At 54.8% G+C, this 17,031-nt stretch carries 13 protein-coding genes; 5 read left to right on the forward strand and 8 right to left on the reverse strand.

From position 1 onward, the window contains the following. Positions 1–130: 130 nt before the first annotated feature. The 3 genes from exbB (at position 131) to B880_RS0111370 (ending at position 2,864) form a co-directional block, all read left to right on the forward strand. Positions 131–850: a tol-pal system-associated acyl-CoA thioesterase gene (gene exbB, locus B880_RS0111360; RefSeq protein ID WP_026042580.1), complete on the forward strand. Its 720-nt coding sequence runs from the start codon at positions 131–133 to the stop codon at positions 848–850. Between the two features lie 4 nt (positions 851–854). After that, positions 855–1,277, forward strand: coding sequence for a TonB system transport protein ExbD (gene exbD / locus B880_RS0111365; protein ID WP_017347533.1), 423 nt, complete (start codon positions 855–857; stop codon positions 1,275–1,277). A gap of 264 nt (positions 1,278–1,541) precedes the next feature. Further along, complete coding sequence (locus B880_RS0111370) at positions 1,542–2,864, forward strand: MFS transporter (protein ID WP_017347534.1); 1,323 nt, start codon at positions 1,542–1,544, stop codon at positions 2,862–2,864. Here B880_RS0111370 and B880_RS0111375 read toward each other — a convergent pair whose 3' ends face one another. From B880_RS0111375 to B880_RS0111395, 5 genes are read right to left on the reverse strand one after another with little or no spacing between them, the layout of a single operon-like run. Continuing rightward, on the reverse strand, positions 2,865–3,827 hold the full coding sequence (locus B880_RS0111375; protein ID WP_017347535.1) for a Csu type fimbrial protein: 963 nt from the start codon (positions 3,825–3,827) through the stop codon (positions 2,865–2,867). Continuing rightward, a complete protein-coding gene (locus B880_RS0111380; protein WP_017347536.1) occupies positions 3,824–6,268 on the reverse strand; it encodes a fimbria/pilus outer membrane usher protein in 2,445 nt (814 codons plus the stop codon). The genes B880_RS0111375 and B880_RS0111380 overlap by 4 nt, the downstream gene beginning before the upstream one ends. A gap of 10 nt (positions 6,269–6,278) precedes the next feature. Then, entirely contained in the window at positions 6,279–6,977 is a 699-nt protein-coding gene (locus B880_RS0111385) for a fimbrial biogenesis chaperone (RefSeq protein WP_017347537.1), read from the reverse strand. Between the two features lie 16 nt (positions 6,978–6,993). Beyond that, complete coding sequence (locus B880_RS0111390) at positions 6,994–7,476, reverse strand: Csu type fimbrial protein (protein ID WP_026042581.1); 483 nt, start codon at positions 7,474–7,476, stop codon at positions 6,994–6,996. A gap of 40 nt (positions 7,477–7,516) precedes the next feature. Further along, positions 7,517–8,083, reverse strand: a complete 567-nt coding sequence (locus B880_RS0111395; protein WP_017347539.1) for a spore coat protein U domain-containing protein — start codon at positions 8,081–8,083, stop codon at positions 7,517–7,519. Between the two features lie 531 nt (positions 8,084–8,614). On the opposite strand from B880_RS0111395, the gene B880_RS0111400 reads away from it, so the two are divergent. Continuing rightward, a complete protein-coding gene (locus B880_RS0111400) occupies positions 8,615–10,708 on the forward strand; it encodes a putative bifunctional diguanylate cyclase/phosphodiesterase (protein ID WP_026042582.1) in 2,094 nt (697 codons plus the stop codon). A gap of 141 nt (positions 10,709–10,849) precedes the next feature. Beyond that, positions 10,850–12,928 (forward strand): putative bifunctional diguanylate cyclase/phosphodiesterase, encoded by a 2,079-nt coding sequence (locus tag B880_RS0111405; protein ID WP_017347541.1) that lies wholly within the window; start codon positions 10,850–10,852, stop codon positions 12,926–12,928. 105 nt (positions 12,929–13,033) lie between these two features. Here B880_RS0111405 and B880_RS0111410 read toward each other — a convergent pair whose 3' ends face one another. Genes B880_RS0111410 through B880_RS0111420 form a run of 3 tightly spaced genes read right to left on the reverse strand, consistent with a single transcriptional unit; the run spans position 13,034 to position 17,029 of the window. Then, on the reverse strand, positions 13,034–15,136 hold the full coding sequence (locus B880_RS0111410; RefSeq protein ID WP_017347542.1) for a flagellar biosynthesis protein FlhA: 2,103 nt from the start codon (positions 15,134–15,136) through the stop codon (positions 13,034–13,036). Next, positions 15,129–16,256, reverse strand: a complete 1,128-nt coding sequence (gene flhB / locus B880_RS0111415) for a flagellar type III secretion system protein FlhB (protein ID WP_017347543.1) — start codon at positions 16,254–16,256, stop codon at positions 15,129–15,131. The genes B880_RS0111410 and flhB overlap by 8 nt, the downstream gene beginning before the upstream one ends. After that, positions 16,256–17,029, reverse strand: a complete 774-nt coding sequence (locus tag B880_RS0111420; protein ID WP_017347544.1) for a flagellar biosynthetic protein FliR — start codon at positions 17,027–17,029, stop codon at positions 16,256–16,258. The genes flhB and B880_RS0111420 overlap by 1 nt, the downstream gene beginning before the upstream one ends. Positions 17,030–17,031 lie beyond the last annotated feature (2 nt).

Below are 17,031 nucleotides of genomic sequence, written 5' to 3' on the forward strand. Positions count from 1 at the left end.
AAGCGCAGCATTTGATTGTAAATAGTAATGAGAACGACTATCAATTCGCTGTCAGTCTGCTATTATTTTGCCCTGATTCGGGAACTGTGCATGACAAGGTTGGAGACGCAGCGTGGTAGCCAGTGATTTGATGCAAACGGACCTCTCCGTTTGGGGCATGTATCAACATGCGGATATCGTGGTAAAAGTGGTAATGATTGGCCTGTTACTGGCTTCAGTTGTTACCTGGGCAATTTTCTTCGGTAAGTATGCTGAGCTGAGCGCTGCTAAACGTCGCCTGAAGCGTGAGCAACTAGCGATTGGTGAAGCACGTTCGCTGAAAGAAGCAGAGCGTATTTCAGCGGAATTCAGTGCAAACAGCCACAGCCTGGTGCTGTTGAATGATGCTAAGAATGAGCTGGAGCTTTCCGCCGGTGCCGAAGACACCAACGGTATTAAAGAACGTACCAGTTTCCGCCTTGAGCGTCGTGTGGCTGCCTTCAGCCGCCATGCAGGTCGCGGCAACGGTTTCCTCGCCACTATCGGTTCTGTTTCCCCGTTTATCGGCCTGTTCGGTACGGTGTGGGGCATCATGAACAGCTTTATCGGCATTGCTAAAACGCAGACCACTAACCTTGCTGTGGTTGCACCAGGCATCGCAGAAGCGCTGCTGGCAACCGCCATTGGTCTGGTAGCGGCAATTCCAGCCGTGGTTATCTATAACGTGTTTGCACGTATGATTGCCAACTACAAAGCCTCTCTGGGTGACGTAGCGGCACAGGTTCTGCTGCTGCAAAGCCGCGATCTCGACCTGGGTAACTCCAAAACTGAGGCTCCGCACGCAGCGGCTCAGAAATTACGCGTAGGTTGATCTCATGGCGATGCATCTCAACGACGGCACCGAAAGTGATGGTGAAATGCATGAAATAAACGTCACACCGTTTATCGATGTGATGTTGGTTCTGCTGATTATCTTCATGGTGGCTGCGCCGCTGGCAACGGTTGATATTCGTGTCAACCTGCCTGCCTCGACCAGCACGCCACAGCCGCGCCCAGACAAACCCGTTTATCTCTCTATCAAGGCAGATAATCAGCTCTACGTGGGCAACGATCAGGTCACGAGCGATAACCTGGTGAATGTGCTGAACGCACAGACACAGGGCGATAAAGAAACCACTATCTTCTTCCAGGCAGATAAGTCAGTGAGTTATGAAACCCTGATGAAAGCGATGGATGAGCTGCGTGGTGCAGGCTACCTGAAGATTGGTTTAATGGGCATGGAGAGCGTGCAGAAATAACGCTCGCATCCGCCAGAAAAAGCTCCCTTATGGGGGCTTTTTTTATGCCTGCTGTCAGGGGAATTTGTGGTTTTCCGTAAAGAAACTTCATTTGGTATTTAAAAATGTTATTTGCTGTAAATGCCAGTGGTTCATGCTAGTTGAGATGAACTGTTAATTTCTTGTTACTTTTAGCAGGGTGGTAGTGCGGCGAACAGTGAGGGTGGTCACGGTAATAGGGCAAATAGCAGGCTACAAGGGGGAAAAAATATAAGGAAAGCCAATATGAGCCAAAGTGAGACCGTGCCTAAACCACAAAAAAGCGCCGCGAGGACAATCTTCAATGTCACCAGCGGTAACTTCCTCGAAATGTATGATTTTATGGTGTTTGGCTACTACGCCACCGCCATTGCCAAAACCTTTTTCCCTGGAGATAACCCCTTTGCGTCGTTGATGCTGACGCTCATGACCTTTGGTGCAGGCTTCCTGATGCGTCCTCTGGGTGCCATCGTGCTGGGTGCTTATATTGACCATCATGGTCGTCGTAAGGGATTACTGCTGACGCTGGGACTGATGGCTATCGGTACGCTGACCATCGCGCTGGTGCCGGGTTACGCGACCCTCGGCGCGGCTGCGCCAGTACTGATTCTGCTTGGTCGTTTACTGCAAGGCTTCTCCGCAGGCGTTGAGCTGGGCGGGGTATCTGTTTATCTCTCCGAAGTGGCACCTCCGGGCCGTAAAGGCTTCTTTGTGAGCTGGCAGTCTGGTAGCCAACAGGTTGCGGTGATCTTCGCGGCGCTGTTAGGTCTGCTGCTCAACCACCTGTTAGATAAAGAAGCGGTCAGCGATTGGGGCTGGCGCATCCCGTTCTTTATCGGTTGTATGATTGTGCCGTTCCTGTTCTGGATCCGTCGTATGCTGGAAGAGACGGAAGCGTTTAGCCAGCGTAAGCACCACCCTTCCATGGGAGAGATCATGCGTTCAGTAGCCAGCAACTGGGCACTAATACTGGCAGGCATGCTGATGGTGGTCACCACCACGGTGATGTTCTACATGATCACCGCGTTTACCCCGACTTTCGGCAAAACCGTGTTGATGATGAGCGACAAAGAGAGCTTCCTCGTGACGCTGGCGGTTGGGGTTTCTAACCTGATCTGGCTGCCGTTGATGGGATCACTGTCTGACCGTATTGGCCGTCGCCCACTGCTGATCACCTTCACCATCCTGATGATTTTGACTACCTGGCCGGTGCTGCACTGGCTGGTGGGCAATGCCACCTTTATTCACCTGCTAGAGGCTGAGCTGTGGCTCTCCTTCCTGTACGGAAGCTATAACGGTGCGATGGTGGTTTACCTCGCCGAAATTATGCCTGCTGAAGTCCGGGCTTCCGGTTTCTCTATGGCGTACAGCCTGGCAACCGCGCTGTTTGGTGGCTTCACCCCGGCGATTTGTAGCTACCTGATTCATGCCACGGGTGACAAAGCGATGCCGGGTGTCTGGCTGACCTTTGCGGCGGTGTGCGGCCTGATTGGCACCCTGCTGATTGGCCGGATGCTAAAACAGTATAAAGTGCGCCACGCCGGGTCACCGGCCAGCGCCTCACTGTAGTCAGAACGAAAGATCCACAGTCACGCTATCGGTGTAACTTCCCACCGCTGGCGTGGTCTGTGAAGTCAAAATCTGAGCGGTGTAAGTAAAGCCGCTCACCGTCCCGGTTGTGGCTGGTGTGGTTGCAGATGCACTGCTCCAGCGCTCAGTTCCCAGCGGCCCCCAACGGCTGGTGCCCGTGGTCCCCTTGTAAATCTCATACGCCAGCCGGTTAGTGCCGGATGCCATATTGCGCGTGGTGGTGTAGTAGCTGCCATTGCTCAGCCCCACGGTATAAGTGCTGCCTTTACTGCAAGTGACGTTGATGGTCTGGCTGACGCTGGAAAAACTGCTCACCAGCGGGGCACTACCAAAGCTCAGCGCGGGCGCGGCAATGGTTGAACAGTCGTTACTCAATATATAGGTCAGCGTGATGGGAATACTCAGCGTCCCGGTTTGCAGGCCAATACATAAACTACCGATGCCGATAAGTGTGCAAACACGATAGGTCGCGGTCAGGGTAATTTGTACGGTGTAGGTGCCTGCTGCCACGGTTTGGCCAGCCACTGTGGTGAAGTAGAGCGGGATGGAGAAGTTAGAGTTGCCGCCGATGCCTAATAAACTCAGGGCACTGTAGTTATAGGTGTAGCTGGCACCGTACTTCAGTTCGGTGACGCAGCCGCTATCAATACACATTTTTACCGGGATGTTGTCCGTGGTGGTGTCTTTTTTCAGCGTGGCCTGCGTTCCCGAAAGATTGGTCGCGGTGGTGAACTGATAAATGATGTAGTTATCGCTGCCGAGTGAGAGCAGTGAAGCGCCCCCGCAGTTGACGGCAGTGGTTGCAGACGTCGGGTTGGCGGCAGAAGCTGCTGTCAGGGTGCTGGTGGCCGGGAAGGTTCCGCTGGCGGCCGCCGTGGTGCAAGCGGCATAGCCTAAAGCGGGAAACAGAAACAGCAGAAGCATCAGAACCAGGTTTTTCATGGGGTAATCCCTGACATGGCGTTATCGCTCGAAGGCACCGCCGATCCCGCAGGCAGTGGCGGTAGAGCGCAGATGACTGGGCCATAGGTTTGCAGCGCTTTGGGCTGACCATTGGCAATCTGTAAAGCGGTGTGGCAGCTACGCCCATCCGGTGTGACCACCTCAATGGGGTTCTCTGCGGTTAAATCTTCCAGCCAGGCAATACCATCCCAACCGACATATTCAGTGGCATGATCCGGGCGCAGAATCTGGCTGGAGAGCGGTAATGGCTGGCCGTTTTGATCGTGCAAAATCACGCTGGCGGCACGCAGCCGTTCGACAGGCATGTTGAGCAGATACCCACTCTGGCGCTTCACGGCAAAGCGCTGTTCCACTTTCGGCGCTGTCATATCGGCAGGTAGGTCGAGCGTGTCGATAGCATATCTGGCGGCGTAGTAGCTGCTAATGGAGGGCACCAGCAAATAGCCATGTTTATCGGTGCGTCCCATGGGCTGGTTTTCATAGCTCACAGTGACATCAGGATAGTCAGTCTTCACTAACACAAAGGCATCATTAATATTGTTCGCCGCGAACAGGCTGCTATCCATCCACACCAAAGAGCCCGTCACATCCGCCCACTCGGTGGTGTAAGTGCGGTCGCCATAGAAACCGGCCGAGGTATCGATGCTGTTATTGCGATAGCGCAGGCTCGCCTGACGATAGTCACCACGGTCGCTGCTCTGATTAGCCCATGAAGCATCAGCCGAGAAGCCCCCATCGCTTGGCATGGCGCGCGAGAGAGAAACGCGCTGCGAATTGCCGCCCTGCTGATCGTGCTCAACGCTGAAGGCGGCAGACGAACGCTCGCCAAACGGAATCATCAGCGAAATGGCTCCGCTCCATTCGCCGTTACTCTGGTCGCGGCTGGCAGAGACGTAAATACTGCTGTTGCCCCACAGGTTTTTACTCCATGACAGGTTCAGCAGGCGCGTTCGCTCACCGTCAGAAGAGGAGATATCAATGTAGGCGGCACCGATGCTGCCATAATCAGCCAGTGAAAGGCTGGCGTTATACTGACTACTGCGGCGAGCGAGGGTGTAACTGTTGTTGGTATTGTCATAGCCCTGGCTGCTGGTCAATGCCAGATCGCGGTAACCGGTGCTGCGCAGCGTTTGCTGCATGCCAAGGTTGAGCCAGTTGTTGTTGTACTGATAGCCCCAGCTGTACTGGGTACCGGCTTTGCCTGACATCTGGCTTTGCGCCACCGAGCCGTTCACCACCCCAAGGCTGCCGATACGCACCACGCTGCCCGCGCCCCCGGCGGCGATATCGTTACTGCCTTCCGCGTGGCCTTCCACCGTCAGCCAATCCAGCAGTCCATAGCGCCAGGAGCCACTGGCGGCAGCGGCACCGTAATCAAAACTGCGGTAACCGTAATTCCGGCGCAGTGCCCCAGCGGCCACGGAGTAATCGGACAGACCGCTTTTAAGCAGCGTGCTGGCAACGTAGAACGGCAGCGTGGTGGTAACCTGACGGCCCAGTGCATCCGTGGTGGTGACAACGGCATCACCAGCACCGTTAACAAACGGCACATTGGTGATGGACCAGGGGCCAGCTTGTACCTGGTTTTGACTGGAGCGATAGCCATTAATAAACAGGTCCACGGTGGAAGGAACAGCGGCTTGTCCGGCGAAGACCGGCAGTGGATAGGTGATCAGGTCAGGACGCAGGCCAAAATCACGGCCAAACTGCACTCCACCAAGACGTACACTGTTACTCCAGTTGAGTGCATCAGTAGTCAGGTCGCCCACACGCCAACTGACCACATTATTTTCATCTTCATTACTCCACCAGGTGTCGTAGCGGGTGTAGCCTTTATTCGACGCGCTGGCTTCTCCCTCTAACTGCTGTTGCCAGATACCGGTACTGGAAAGCTGGCCGTGGCTGCCAAAGAAACGCAGTTCATTCCAGCCGGAAAGGCGGGAACCGCTGGAGCCGGTGCGGGTGGCATAGAGATCGTAGTTAAACAGCACGCCGCTGCTGGTGCGGCCTGGATAACGAGGGCCGTTTTTCACGCCACCAAGCGCCTGGTCGGGCAACCATGCGGGCGGAACATCCAGCAGCAGACGCTGGCGCTGATCGTCATAAACCACTTTACTCCCGGCCAGTTGGTTAACGTCCACTAACGTCTGGCCGTTGAGCTTCTCCTTCGCGATACCCGCCTGTTGTAAATCGGCACTGCGCACCCAGTAATCCCCGCGCTGGAGATTCACCGGCACAATTTGCCCACGCGCCTGTTGGTTAACCACCAGCTCCAGCAGCAGTTGCTGCCCATTGGCGTTGTTTTCCAGCGTCGGCGGTGGGGGCAGTTCCGAGAAGGACTCTGCCATCGCGATAGCGGGCGTCAGGCAGCTGAGTACGCTGCCAACGGCAAGGGCACAGGGTGAGAGAGTCAGGCGCATAAGTGTGCGCTTACTGACTAGCTAAACTACGCCAGTGGCTCTTATTCATCTCCGCTTGTAGCTCTCCGCTCACCGTGCTGTTCAGCGGCCAGCGGTTACTACTGTGTGCCAGCACATAGCCAAACAGGCCCTGGCCGAGTGCGCGTCCACCAATGGTGAGATTACTCAAACGCGCATGGCCGTTACCCTGATTATTGAGCTGGAGCCAGTGGCGGCCTCCGCTGCTGACCTGCTGCCAGCTCAGCTGTGGTTTGGCACTGTCTGCCGTCACGCCGCTGCCATAGGTGAACAGCGGCACCGAATAGCGCATCTGGAAGTTCAGCCCGGCCTGATTAGGTGCAGGCGCTTTGGGCGTGGGGATTTCATCTAACACCACACGATAGGCCAGCTCTTGCCCGGCTGGCGTTGGGTTAAGGCGAATCAGACGAATCAGCTGTTTTTGGCCGGGATCAATGCGTACCACAGGTGGGCTAGCCACCACGCCTTGTTGCGTCTGGTACTGCTCATGTTCGGCCACTTGCTGCCAGCCAAAAATACGTACCTGCATCATCGTGGTGGCGTTGCCCCGATTTTCCAGCCACAGCTCGGTGGCTTTATCGTCGGGATTGATGACCGGGTCGATGGGCCAGATCATCACGGAATTGGCCGCATGGGCCAGCGGGGTCAGGAGAATGAACAGGGTGTAGAGTAGGGTTGCTAGCACGCGCATGGTCTGAATCCTTCATTTACCAGCTCAGGGTCACGGTAAGAGTATCGGTATAACTCCCGGCTCGAGTGGGGCCAGGTAACTGTAATAAGCCGTAGATCGGCAATGTAATATTATTGGCATTGCTAAAACTCAGTGCCACGGCCTGATTGACCGGAATTGCTGTGGTGCGGGCGGCATTACTGTAAAGGTAATAGGCGACGGTATTGGTGAAGCTAGCCAGTTTCAGGTTACGGGTAGTGGTGTAATTACTCCCCCCGTTGATGCTCATGGTGAGGCTGGTGCCGGGCGTACAGGCGAGCGTAATGGCGCTGTTCTGTACAAAGCTGGCACTGACGCTACTGCTGGAAAGTCCGGACTGCGTGCCAAAATCGAGCGTACCGAATACGCCAGTATTGGTACCCGAAATGACGCAACCGGCCACAATGGAGGCAGTGACCTGGAAGGTTGCGGTTGGCAACCCCCAGGCCGATGCACTACACAGCAGTAGAACAGCGGTCAACGTTAATCGCCGACGGACTAACTCCACTCAGGCAACCGACTCAATAGTTTACTGAGACGTTGATCGTGTCGTTATAGGTGCCCGCCGGGATAACCGGGTTGTAACCGCCACCCACGATACGCCCATAAATGGCGTAGTTGGTCCCCAATGTCGCATCAGTGACACCACTGGCTGCAATATTGGTATTGTTGGCGATAGCGGTGGTGTAAGCGGAGTCGCTATACAGGGTATACGCGATACCTTGGGTATTATCCGAGGACAGGCGCAGGTAACGCGGCTGTGTACTTGCCGTGCCATAGACGGTTGCTGGTGCGGTGTTACTGCCGGTCACCTGCACGTTGAACGTTTGGCCGGTGGTACAGCGAACATAAATACCGTTACCCGATGAACCCACCAGTGTTGCTCCCAGAGTGTCAAAAGTAGCAGCGCTAGTACCGAAGTTAAGGGCACCGAAGTTAACCCCAGTGGTAGCAGACTGGCCATTAACCAGACAGCCAGTGGTCAGCGTCAGGGTGGCAGCAATGGTCCCGGTGGTGGAGGCGGCTTGAGTGACAACAGGTACAGCGATACTCAGGCTGGTTGCCAGCAGAAAAAGCTTAAGTTTCATAATCAATCCTTACTGATTATACGGAGTCTTTGCTTTTTCACCTGGTGATACATTGATAAAAACAACCAAAATAAGCCTAAGTATTTATCCTGTTTATATCTCTCTTTCCTATGATTTACAGGATAATTCTTAGTGATGCTGTATATATTTTGTATCAGTTTTCTTTACTATAGATCAAGCTCTTATCGTCAGGTTAGCAGAAAGTTCACTTTTCACTTATTAATTGCACGCAGTTAAAATAAATTGTTTTTAACCAATGGTTTGCAGTGTAAAGAAAAAAACAAAGCGTGAATTATTCCTGCCTCTACCGCCACACCTGCATCAATGGTATGTTCGTGCATTCTTCACACGGGCCGCCACTCTGACGCACTTTTCTGATGTTTTTAAGACAAATCAGCGCAATTTGGCTCCGGCTGAGAGGGATTGTCAGCGGCGGTAAAAAATTTTTAGCACAGAAACGTGGTGTCTATTTTTCTGTGCTGGTTTGTTACCGGGTGGGCTATGACTCATCACGGTTTTTGAGGAGTACAAATAATGCAGGTTAGCTGGGACACCGTTCTGGTTAGCGTTTCGCTGATTGTGGCATTTATCGCGTCTTTTACCGCGTTAGACACGGCGGGTCGTGTTGCGGTTTCGCAGGGTTGGTTGGCTCGCCTGTGGCTGGTTGCAGGGGGGACGGCATTGGGGATTGGTGTCTGGGCGATGCACTTTATTGGCATGCTCGCGCTGATGATGCCAATGCGTATGCATTACGACACCCATCTTACCGCGCTGTCGCTGGTGGTTGCCGTTGTGGCTTCCATTCTGGCGCTGGCGCAAGTGGTGCGCGGGGCCGCATTACATCGCCAGCGCTGGCTGCTGGGTAGCGGTTTGCTCGCACTAGGGGTAGTGGCGATGCACTATCTGGGGATGGTCGCGCTGATGATTACTCCACATCCTCGCTGGAATGTCTGGCTCGTGGCGCTGTCGGTGGTGGTGGCTTTTGCGGCCTCTGCGGCGGCGCTGTGGCTGGCTTTTCATTTACGTCAGGGCGAACGCAAACTGTTGTTGATGCGCGCATTGGCGTCACTGGTGATGGGGTGTGCGATTGCGGGTATGCACTACATTGGCATGGCGGCGGCTTCCTTCAGCCTTGAGAGCCAGATTTCCTCACCCGGCGTCAGCGATGAAGGACTGGCGGTCTGGGTAACGATTGTCACGCTGTCGATTCTCGGGCTCACCCTGTTGGCATCGATGCTGGACGCGCAATTACGCGCAGCACGGTTAGCCACCCGACTTAAGCGCGCCAATAGCGAGCTTCAACAGTTGGCGATGTTCGATACCTTAACCCGCTTGCCGAACCGGGCGCAGTTGGATCAGTTCCTGACCGCAACCTTACGCAACGCCACGCTTAACGACCAACGCTTCAGCGTGATGTATATGGATTTGGATGGCTTCAAAGCGGTGAATGACAGCTGGGGGCATCATGTGGGCGATCGGCTCTTGCTGGCGGTGACAACCCGTCTGGCGGGGAGCCTGTCAGCGGACATGCTGCTGGCCCGACTCGGCGGGGATGAGTTTGTGCTGGTCTATCCCGAAAGCGATGAGGAACAGGCCATCGCGTTTGCACAGCAGCTCGTGACCTTGATTGATCACCCCTTTGAGCTGGAACGCTACCGCCTGCGGGTTTCGCTGAGCATCGGGATTGCCCTGTTCCCACAGCACGGGAAAAGCCTGCAAACCCTGCTATTTAATGCCGACTCGGCGATGTATCACACCAAACACAGCGGGCGTAACGGCTGGTGTCTGTTTGAGCCGGAGATGAGCACGTTAGCGCAGCATCAGTTGCAGTTGGCGAACGACTTGTGGCTGGCGCTGGAACGCCAGGAGATGCGGCTGTTCTACCAGCCGAAGTTTCGATCCAGTAGCAATACGTTAATGGGGTTTGAGGCGTTGTTACGCTGGCAGCATCCTGCGCGTGGCTTACTGATGCCGGATATCTTTTTACCGCGCGCGGAGAAAACCGGCCAGATCGTGGCATTAGGTAACTGGGTCATTGACGAAGCCTGTCGCCAGCTGCGCGCATGGTATGACGCGGGCCACGCAGACTGGACGGTATCGGTCAATTTGTCTTCGCTGCAGTTTCAGCAGCGTGACTTAACCGAAACGATTAGCCAGGCGCTGAGCCGTCACCGTTTATTGCCGCAAGGGGTGATTCTGGAAGTCAGCGAAAACATCGTGATGCGTGATATTCCGTTTAGCCAGCAGCGTATCAGTGAGTTGCAGCGGCTGGGCATCAGCGTCGCCATCGACAACTTCGGTATCGGTTACGCCAACCTGCTACAACTGCGCCATCTTGAAGCGACTGAACTGAAAATTGATCGCAGTTTTATCAACAGTCTGCGCGCCGACAGTGAAGATGCCAGCGTGGTGAGTGCCATGTTGCATCTGGCTCAGAGCCTGAATTTACGCATGGTGGCGGAAGGGGTAGAAACGGAAGAGCAACAGCACTTACTCAAACGCCTGGGCTTTGATGCTATGCAGGGGTATTTGCTAGGCATGCCTAAACCGGCGGAGCGCATCAGCGAGTTGGACTGGCAACCGGCTCCCGCTAGCACAGCGATGGAGCCACAGCCAGGCGTCTGAACCGGGATTAAAATCAGGCAAATATTGTCTGTTTTATCTGCATTAATGGCAGCGGCTGCCGATAGGATCAGCTGCTGTTAATGGTATTTCTGTCATCCCTTATTGAGCAGCGGTGGCCCTGCTGCTTTCTGGAACCTCGTGATGTTAGTGACTTCTTATGACGCCTTTACCGTGATTGTCTCGGTACTGGTGGCGATTCTGGCTTCATATACTGCGCTTGATATGGCAGGGCGTGTCACCACCTCTACCGGAAGAGTAGCCCTGGTGTGGTTGTTTGGCGGCGGTTTCTCCATGGGCGTTGGCATTTGGGCGATGCATTTCATCGGCATGCTGTCGATGGAGCTCAATATGGTGATGAGCTACAACCCGGTGCTCACTGCGGCTTCCATGGTGATTGCTGTCTGCGCCTCGATTTTTGCGCTGTGGTTAGTCTGCCAGGGGGAGTTGCCGCTCAGCAAACTGCTGTCCGGGGCAGTGGTGCTCGGCACGGGCATTGTGGCGATGCACTATACCGGCATGGCGGCGCTGATGTTTTCTCCCGGCATCACCTGGGACTACTGCTGGGTGGCGTTGTCGGTGTTGATTGCTTTAGTGGCTTCCTGCGTTGCACTGTGGCTGGCTTTCCATCTGCGTGAAGGCAGTGGCCGACTCACGCTGTGGCGTATTGGGGCGGCGATCGTCATGGGGATTGCCATCGCCGGTATGCACTACACCGGTATGATGGCGGCGGATTTCCCGATGAGCAGTCATGCCACGCACGCAGGGGTAAATGGCAACTGGCTGGCGCTATTGGTGACCGTGGTGACACTCTCGGTGCTGAGCATTACGCTGCTGGTCTCTATGTTGGATGCGCGCATGCAGGCCCGAACGTCACTGCTGGCACGCTCGCTGGCGGAAGCGAACCGCGAGTTAGCCCAGCTGGCGCTGCACGATAACCTGACCCGTTTGCCGAACCGTATTTTGCTGGAAGATCGACTGGAGCAGGCGATCAGCAAAGCCCGGCGCGAAAAGAGCCATTTCGCGCTGATGTTCATGGATTTAGACGGTTTTAAAGCAGTGAACGATGCGTTTGGTCATCACATTGGCGATAACCTGCTGGTGGCGGTGAGTGAGCGCATGCGGGCAGAGATGAAAGGGCATTTTACCCTGGCGCGCATGGGTGGTGACGAATTCGTCCTCTTAATGGAGATTGGCGATCCCAATGATGCCGCTGCCGCCGCAGATGCCTTGATTAAGGCGATCGATCGGCCCTTTGATATTTCTCGCTATGAACTGGTGGTGTCGCTCAGTGTCGGCATTGCGGTGTATCCGGGCGACGGTGAAGATGAGCGTGAGCTGATGTTTAACGCCGATGCCGCCATGTATCACACCAAGAATAATGGCCGTAACGGCTACACCTTCTTCCAGCCTTCGATGAATATTCTGGCGCAGGCGCAGTTACAGCTGAATAACGATCTGTGGCACGCGCTGGAGCAGGGTGAGCTGCGCCTGTTCTATCAGCCAAAATATTGCGCACCCAGCGGGCCGATTATTGGCTTTGAGGCGTTGTTACGCTGGCAGCATCCAGAGCGCGGTTTACTGACGCCCGACCTGTTCCTGCCCTTGGCAGAAAAGACCGGCATGATTGTGCAAATCGGTAACTGGGTGATTAATGAAGCGTGTCGGCAGTTGCACTGTTGGCATGAGCAGGGCCATCAGGAGTGGTCAGTGGCGGTGAACCTGTCGGCGTTGCAGTTTGAACAGAGTAATTTGGTGGAGACCGTGCTGACCGCGCTGAATACCCATCAGATTCCGGCGCACCAGCTAACGCTGGAAGTGACCGAAACCACGGCGATGCGTAATCCGGACGAGAGCGTGCGCATTCTGACGGAGCTGACCCAACTGGGGGTGAAAGCCTCAATCGATGACTTTGGTACTGGCTATTCCAGCTTGCTCTATCTGAAGCGTTTGCCGGCCAGTGAGCTGAAGATCGATCGCGCTTTTGTTAATGAACTGGATCGTCATTCGGAAGATGCCACTATTGTTTCGGCGATTGTGGCGCTGGCACAGTCGTTAGAACTGCGAGTGGTAGCGGAAGGTGTAGAGACGGAAGAGCAGCAGGCGTTTCTCACCGGGCTGGGTTGCCATACTTTACAGGGTTATTTACTGGGCAAACCGTTGCCACCGGAGCGTGTTGGAGAGTTACGCAATTTCCCCGGTAAAGAGGATGTGATGGCCTGAAGGTAGGGCAAATATCGCTATAGAACAGAGGGACGATCGGCGCTGCATCGCCTCCAGCGTGATCTGCCCTACCTGTATCTCTTACCCAACTGGTCTGGCAAAAAGCTAGCTCAGCTGGCCCACCAGGCGCAGATCGGCATCGTCTGGCACCTCGTTGTAAGATAAAACGGCCAATCCCGGCGCAAACTGACGGGCATAACGCGCCAGCAGGGGCCGCAACTGCGGCGTCACCAGTAATACCTGCGTCAGCTTTTGCTGTTTAAGCTGCTGATTAATTTCCGGTAAGGTGGTTTGCAACTGGGTCAGAATATTAGGATCGACCGGGAAGCTATCCAGCGCCACTTTCCCCGTTTGCTGGGCGTTATTCAGGGCCGAAAGCAGCAGATTTTCTAATTCTCCGTTTAGCGTATAAGCACTTAATGGGCGGCCCGGTGATGTAATGGTGCTGTACAACGCGCGACGTAGCGCAAAGCGAACGTCGGCAGCCAGCAACAGCGGATCTTTCGTAACCGGAGCGCCCTCAACCAGTGCCGTTGCCACCGTCACGATATCCTTCACCGGCACCTGCTCCTGCAACAGCAATCGCAACACTTTGAGTTGCAGGCTAAAGCTCAATTGTGCGTTCAACTCTTCCGTAAGCTTCGGAGCCAGCGTGCTCAGGCGCTCCTGCAACTGCGTAATATCATCGTAATTAAACAGATCGGCTAACTGCGCGAGTGCCAGCTTGTGCATATGTATGGCGATCACGCTGGCGCTATCTACGACCTGAAATCCCAGGCCAATGGCGTGGGACTTTTCATCCGGTGCTATCCAGGTCACGTCCATGCCCCACGCCGGATCGTGTGCCACCAGCCCCTCAACTTCGCCAAACTGCTCGCTACCGCCAATCGCCATTAAGCGATCGGGATAGACTTCGCCAACCGCCAGCGCAACGCCATTGAGTAAAACGGCATATTGTGTGGGATTGAGTTTGAAATCTTCACGCACCGGGATGGCAGGCAGCAGAATGCCCATCTGCTCGCTAATCACCTGACGTACGCCACGAATACGCTGCGTGAGTGGACTGTTGCTCTCTTTATTCACCAGACCAACCAGTTGATAGCCGAGATTCAGGCCCAGCGGTGCGGTAATCGGTAATGTTTGCCAGCTCAGTGCGTGCTTTTCCTCTTCTACCTCCAGCGTCTGTTTCAGAGCCAGCAGCTGCTCGTGGCTTTGTGGCGCAGGGCGAGCCTGTCGCTGCTGATGCCTGGCGGCAAATAGCAGCAGGGCACTGAAGCCAAGGAACACCCAGTGCGGCATCCCCGGTACTATCGCCAGTACGAACATCACCAGTGCAGCAGTATAGAGAGTGTTAGGTTGTGCCAGCAGTTGGGTGCGAATCTCGCTGCCGATATCGCTCCCGTCGGTGACGCGCGTGACAATAATCGCGGCGGCGGTCGAGAGGAGCAAAGAGGGGATTTGCGCGACCAGGCCATCACCAATCGTCAGCAGTACATACTGCTCAAAAGCCTGACCGGCAGGCAGATGATGGCTAAATACGCCAATCAAAATACCGCCGGTGACGTTGATCAGTAGGATCATAATCCCGGCGATGGCATCGCCGCGGACAAACTTCGAGGCCCCGTCCATTGCGCCATAGAAATCCGCTTCACTGGCGACCTCTTTACGCCGGTCACGCGCCTGTTGTTGGTTAATCAGCCCGGCATTGAGATCGGCATCGATAGCCATCTGCTTGCCTGGCAGTGCATCCAGCGTAAAGCGTGCGGAAACTTCAGAAATACGCTCCGCTCCTTTGGTCACGACGACAAAGTTGGCAATCATCAGGATAATAAACACCACGAACCCGACGACAAAATTACCGCCAATCACCACGTTACCAAAAGATTCAATCACCTTACCGGCGGCACCCGGCCCTTCGTGACCGTTAAGCAGTACCACGCGCGTCGAAGCCACGTTAAGCGCGAGGCGCATCAGCGTTACAACGAGCAGCAGCGTGGGAAACACCGCAAAGTCGAGGGGGCGTTGGCTATTGACGCAGGTCAGTAAAATCATGACCGACAGGACGATATTGAAGGTGAACAGAATATCCAGCACCAGCGGTGACAGTGGCAGCATCACCATTGCCAATACGCTAAGCAGTAGCAAAGGGACACCGAAGCGGCTATGGCGTAGCAGCGAGAGCCACTGACGAGGATTGATTCTATCCATCTTGATGTTGTACCTCGTTTATTACATGGAGTTGAGTATTCAGCGTTGGGCGATCGCGCTGACCGGAGCGCCAGGCTTTCAGTTGCAGCACATAAGAGAGCACTTGCGCCATCGGACGAAACAGTTCAACCGGGATCTGCTGATTAACGCGCGTGCTGTGATAAAGCGCGCGAGCCAGCGGAGGAAAGGTCACCACTTCGATTTTGTGCTGACCCGCGACCTGGCGAATGTACTGCGCCATCTCATCCTGGCCTTTGGCAACGATCCACGGCGCGGCCGCCTTTTTGACGTCATATTTAATCGCTACGGCGAAGTGCGTGGGGTTAGCAATAATCACATCCGCTTTAGGGACGCTGGCGCGGATCGCCCCCTGTGAAAATGATCGTTGGATCTGCCGCACGCGTTGTTTAATTTGCTGATTACCTTCATGGTTTTTATGCTCCTCACGTACTTCATGGCGGCTCATGCGCATTTTTCGTTGAAAGAAAAAGCGGCTCAGGGGGAGATCAATTAAAGCAAACAGCACCAGTGCAAATAAAAAGTACTGCAGGATCTCCCACAGTAGCGCAATCCCATGGTAAATGGCCGGACGGAGAAAGGCCGATTGCAGCGCAATCATTTCAGGTAAGTAGTGCATCAGAACGCCGCACAGCAGGCCCATCAGCAGCAGGCATTTGAGCACCATTTTCACGACATCACCGGCATGTTGTGCTGAGAACAGCCGTTTAATGCCGGAAACAGGGCTCATTTTTTTCAGGTCCGGTTTGATACGTCCCAGGGCGAAAATCCAGCCGCCGGGCAACAGGCTGGTAAAAATGATGACCAGAGGAACCGGCAGAAGTGTAATGAAAATCTTAGCCAGAATGACCAGGTGGAGGCTGAGATAGCGTATCAGGTGGCCCTCATCCTCAAGGGTGGCGGCAAACTGTGGCAGCGTATTGAAGGCTTCCTTTATCAGGCTCAGATACCAGGGAAAAAACAGCGTTACACAGCTCAGGGTGGTCAGCAGCCCGACAGCGAGTGGGACATCCTTTGAACGCGGCACATCGCCTTTTTTGCGTGCTTTGGTGACTTTGGTCGGCGTGGCCTTTTCGCTTTTATCTCCCTGACTCTCAGCCATCAGCGCACTCTCAGCCTGGCTAACTCTGCCAGCAGACTATAACTTAACTTCAGATAGTGATCGCTCAGGCTATAGCTCAGTAGCCCGATACAGAACAGCCCAAACAGCATGCTGATGGGAAAACCAAGCGAGAACAGGTTTAAGGTGGGAGAAACGCGATTCAGCAGACCGAACACAGCTTGAACCAGCAATAAAATCAGCAACGCAGGCAGCGCCAGTAACAGCGCACCGGCGATGATAAAGCCCACCCCACCGCTGACTTTCTCCAGCATCGACACACTAATGGCCTCGCCAATCGGCCACCAGAGAAAGCTGTGGTGCAGAATCGTCACCAGTAGCAGATGCCCGTCCATAACAAAAAACAGCAGCACGGCATAGATATTAAGAAACTGGGCGATGGCCACCGTGGGTGTGCCGTTCGCGGGATCGTGCATGATGGACATGCCCAATCCCATGCTCATGGCCAGCATGTGACCCGCCGTTTGTAGCACCCAGAAAACCCACCACAGCATATGACCAAACAGCCATCCCCAGAGGATCTGTTCGCCGGTCAACATCAGCATCGCAACGGACATCAGATCGGAGACGGGGCTGGGGACGATAGGCTGTGCAGTGAGTACGACGCTCAGTAGCAGGGCCAGCATGATTTTGGCCTTGCGGGAAAATGCCGGGTTATCCAGTACTGGGCAGAACAGTAACAGCGACAGAATGCGAACCAGCGGGAGCCAAAGCTGGAGCAACAGTGAGTACAGCTGTTCAATTGTAAACGCCACGC

The sequence above is a fragment of the Pantoea sp. A4 genome (assembly GCF_000295955.2).
Classification (GTDB): Bacteria; Pseudomonadota; Gammaproteobacteria; order Enterobacterales; family Enterobacteriaceae; genus Pantoea; species Pantoea multigeneris.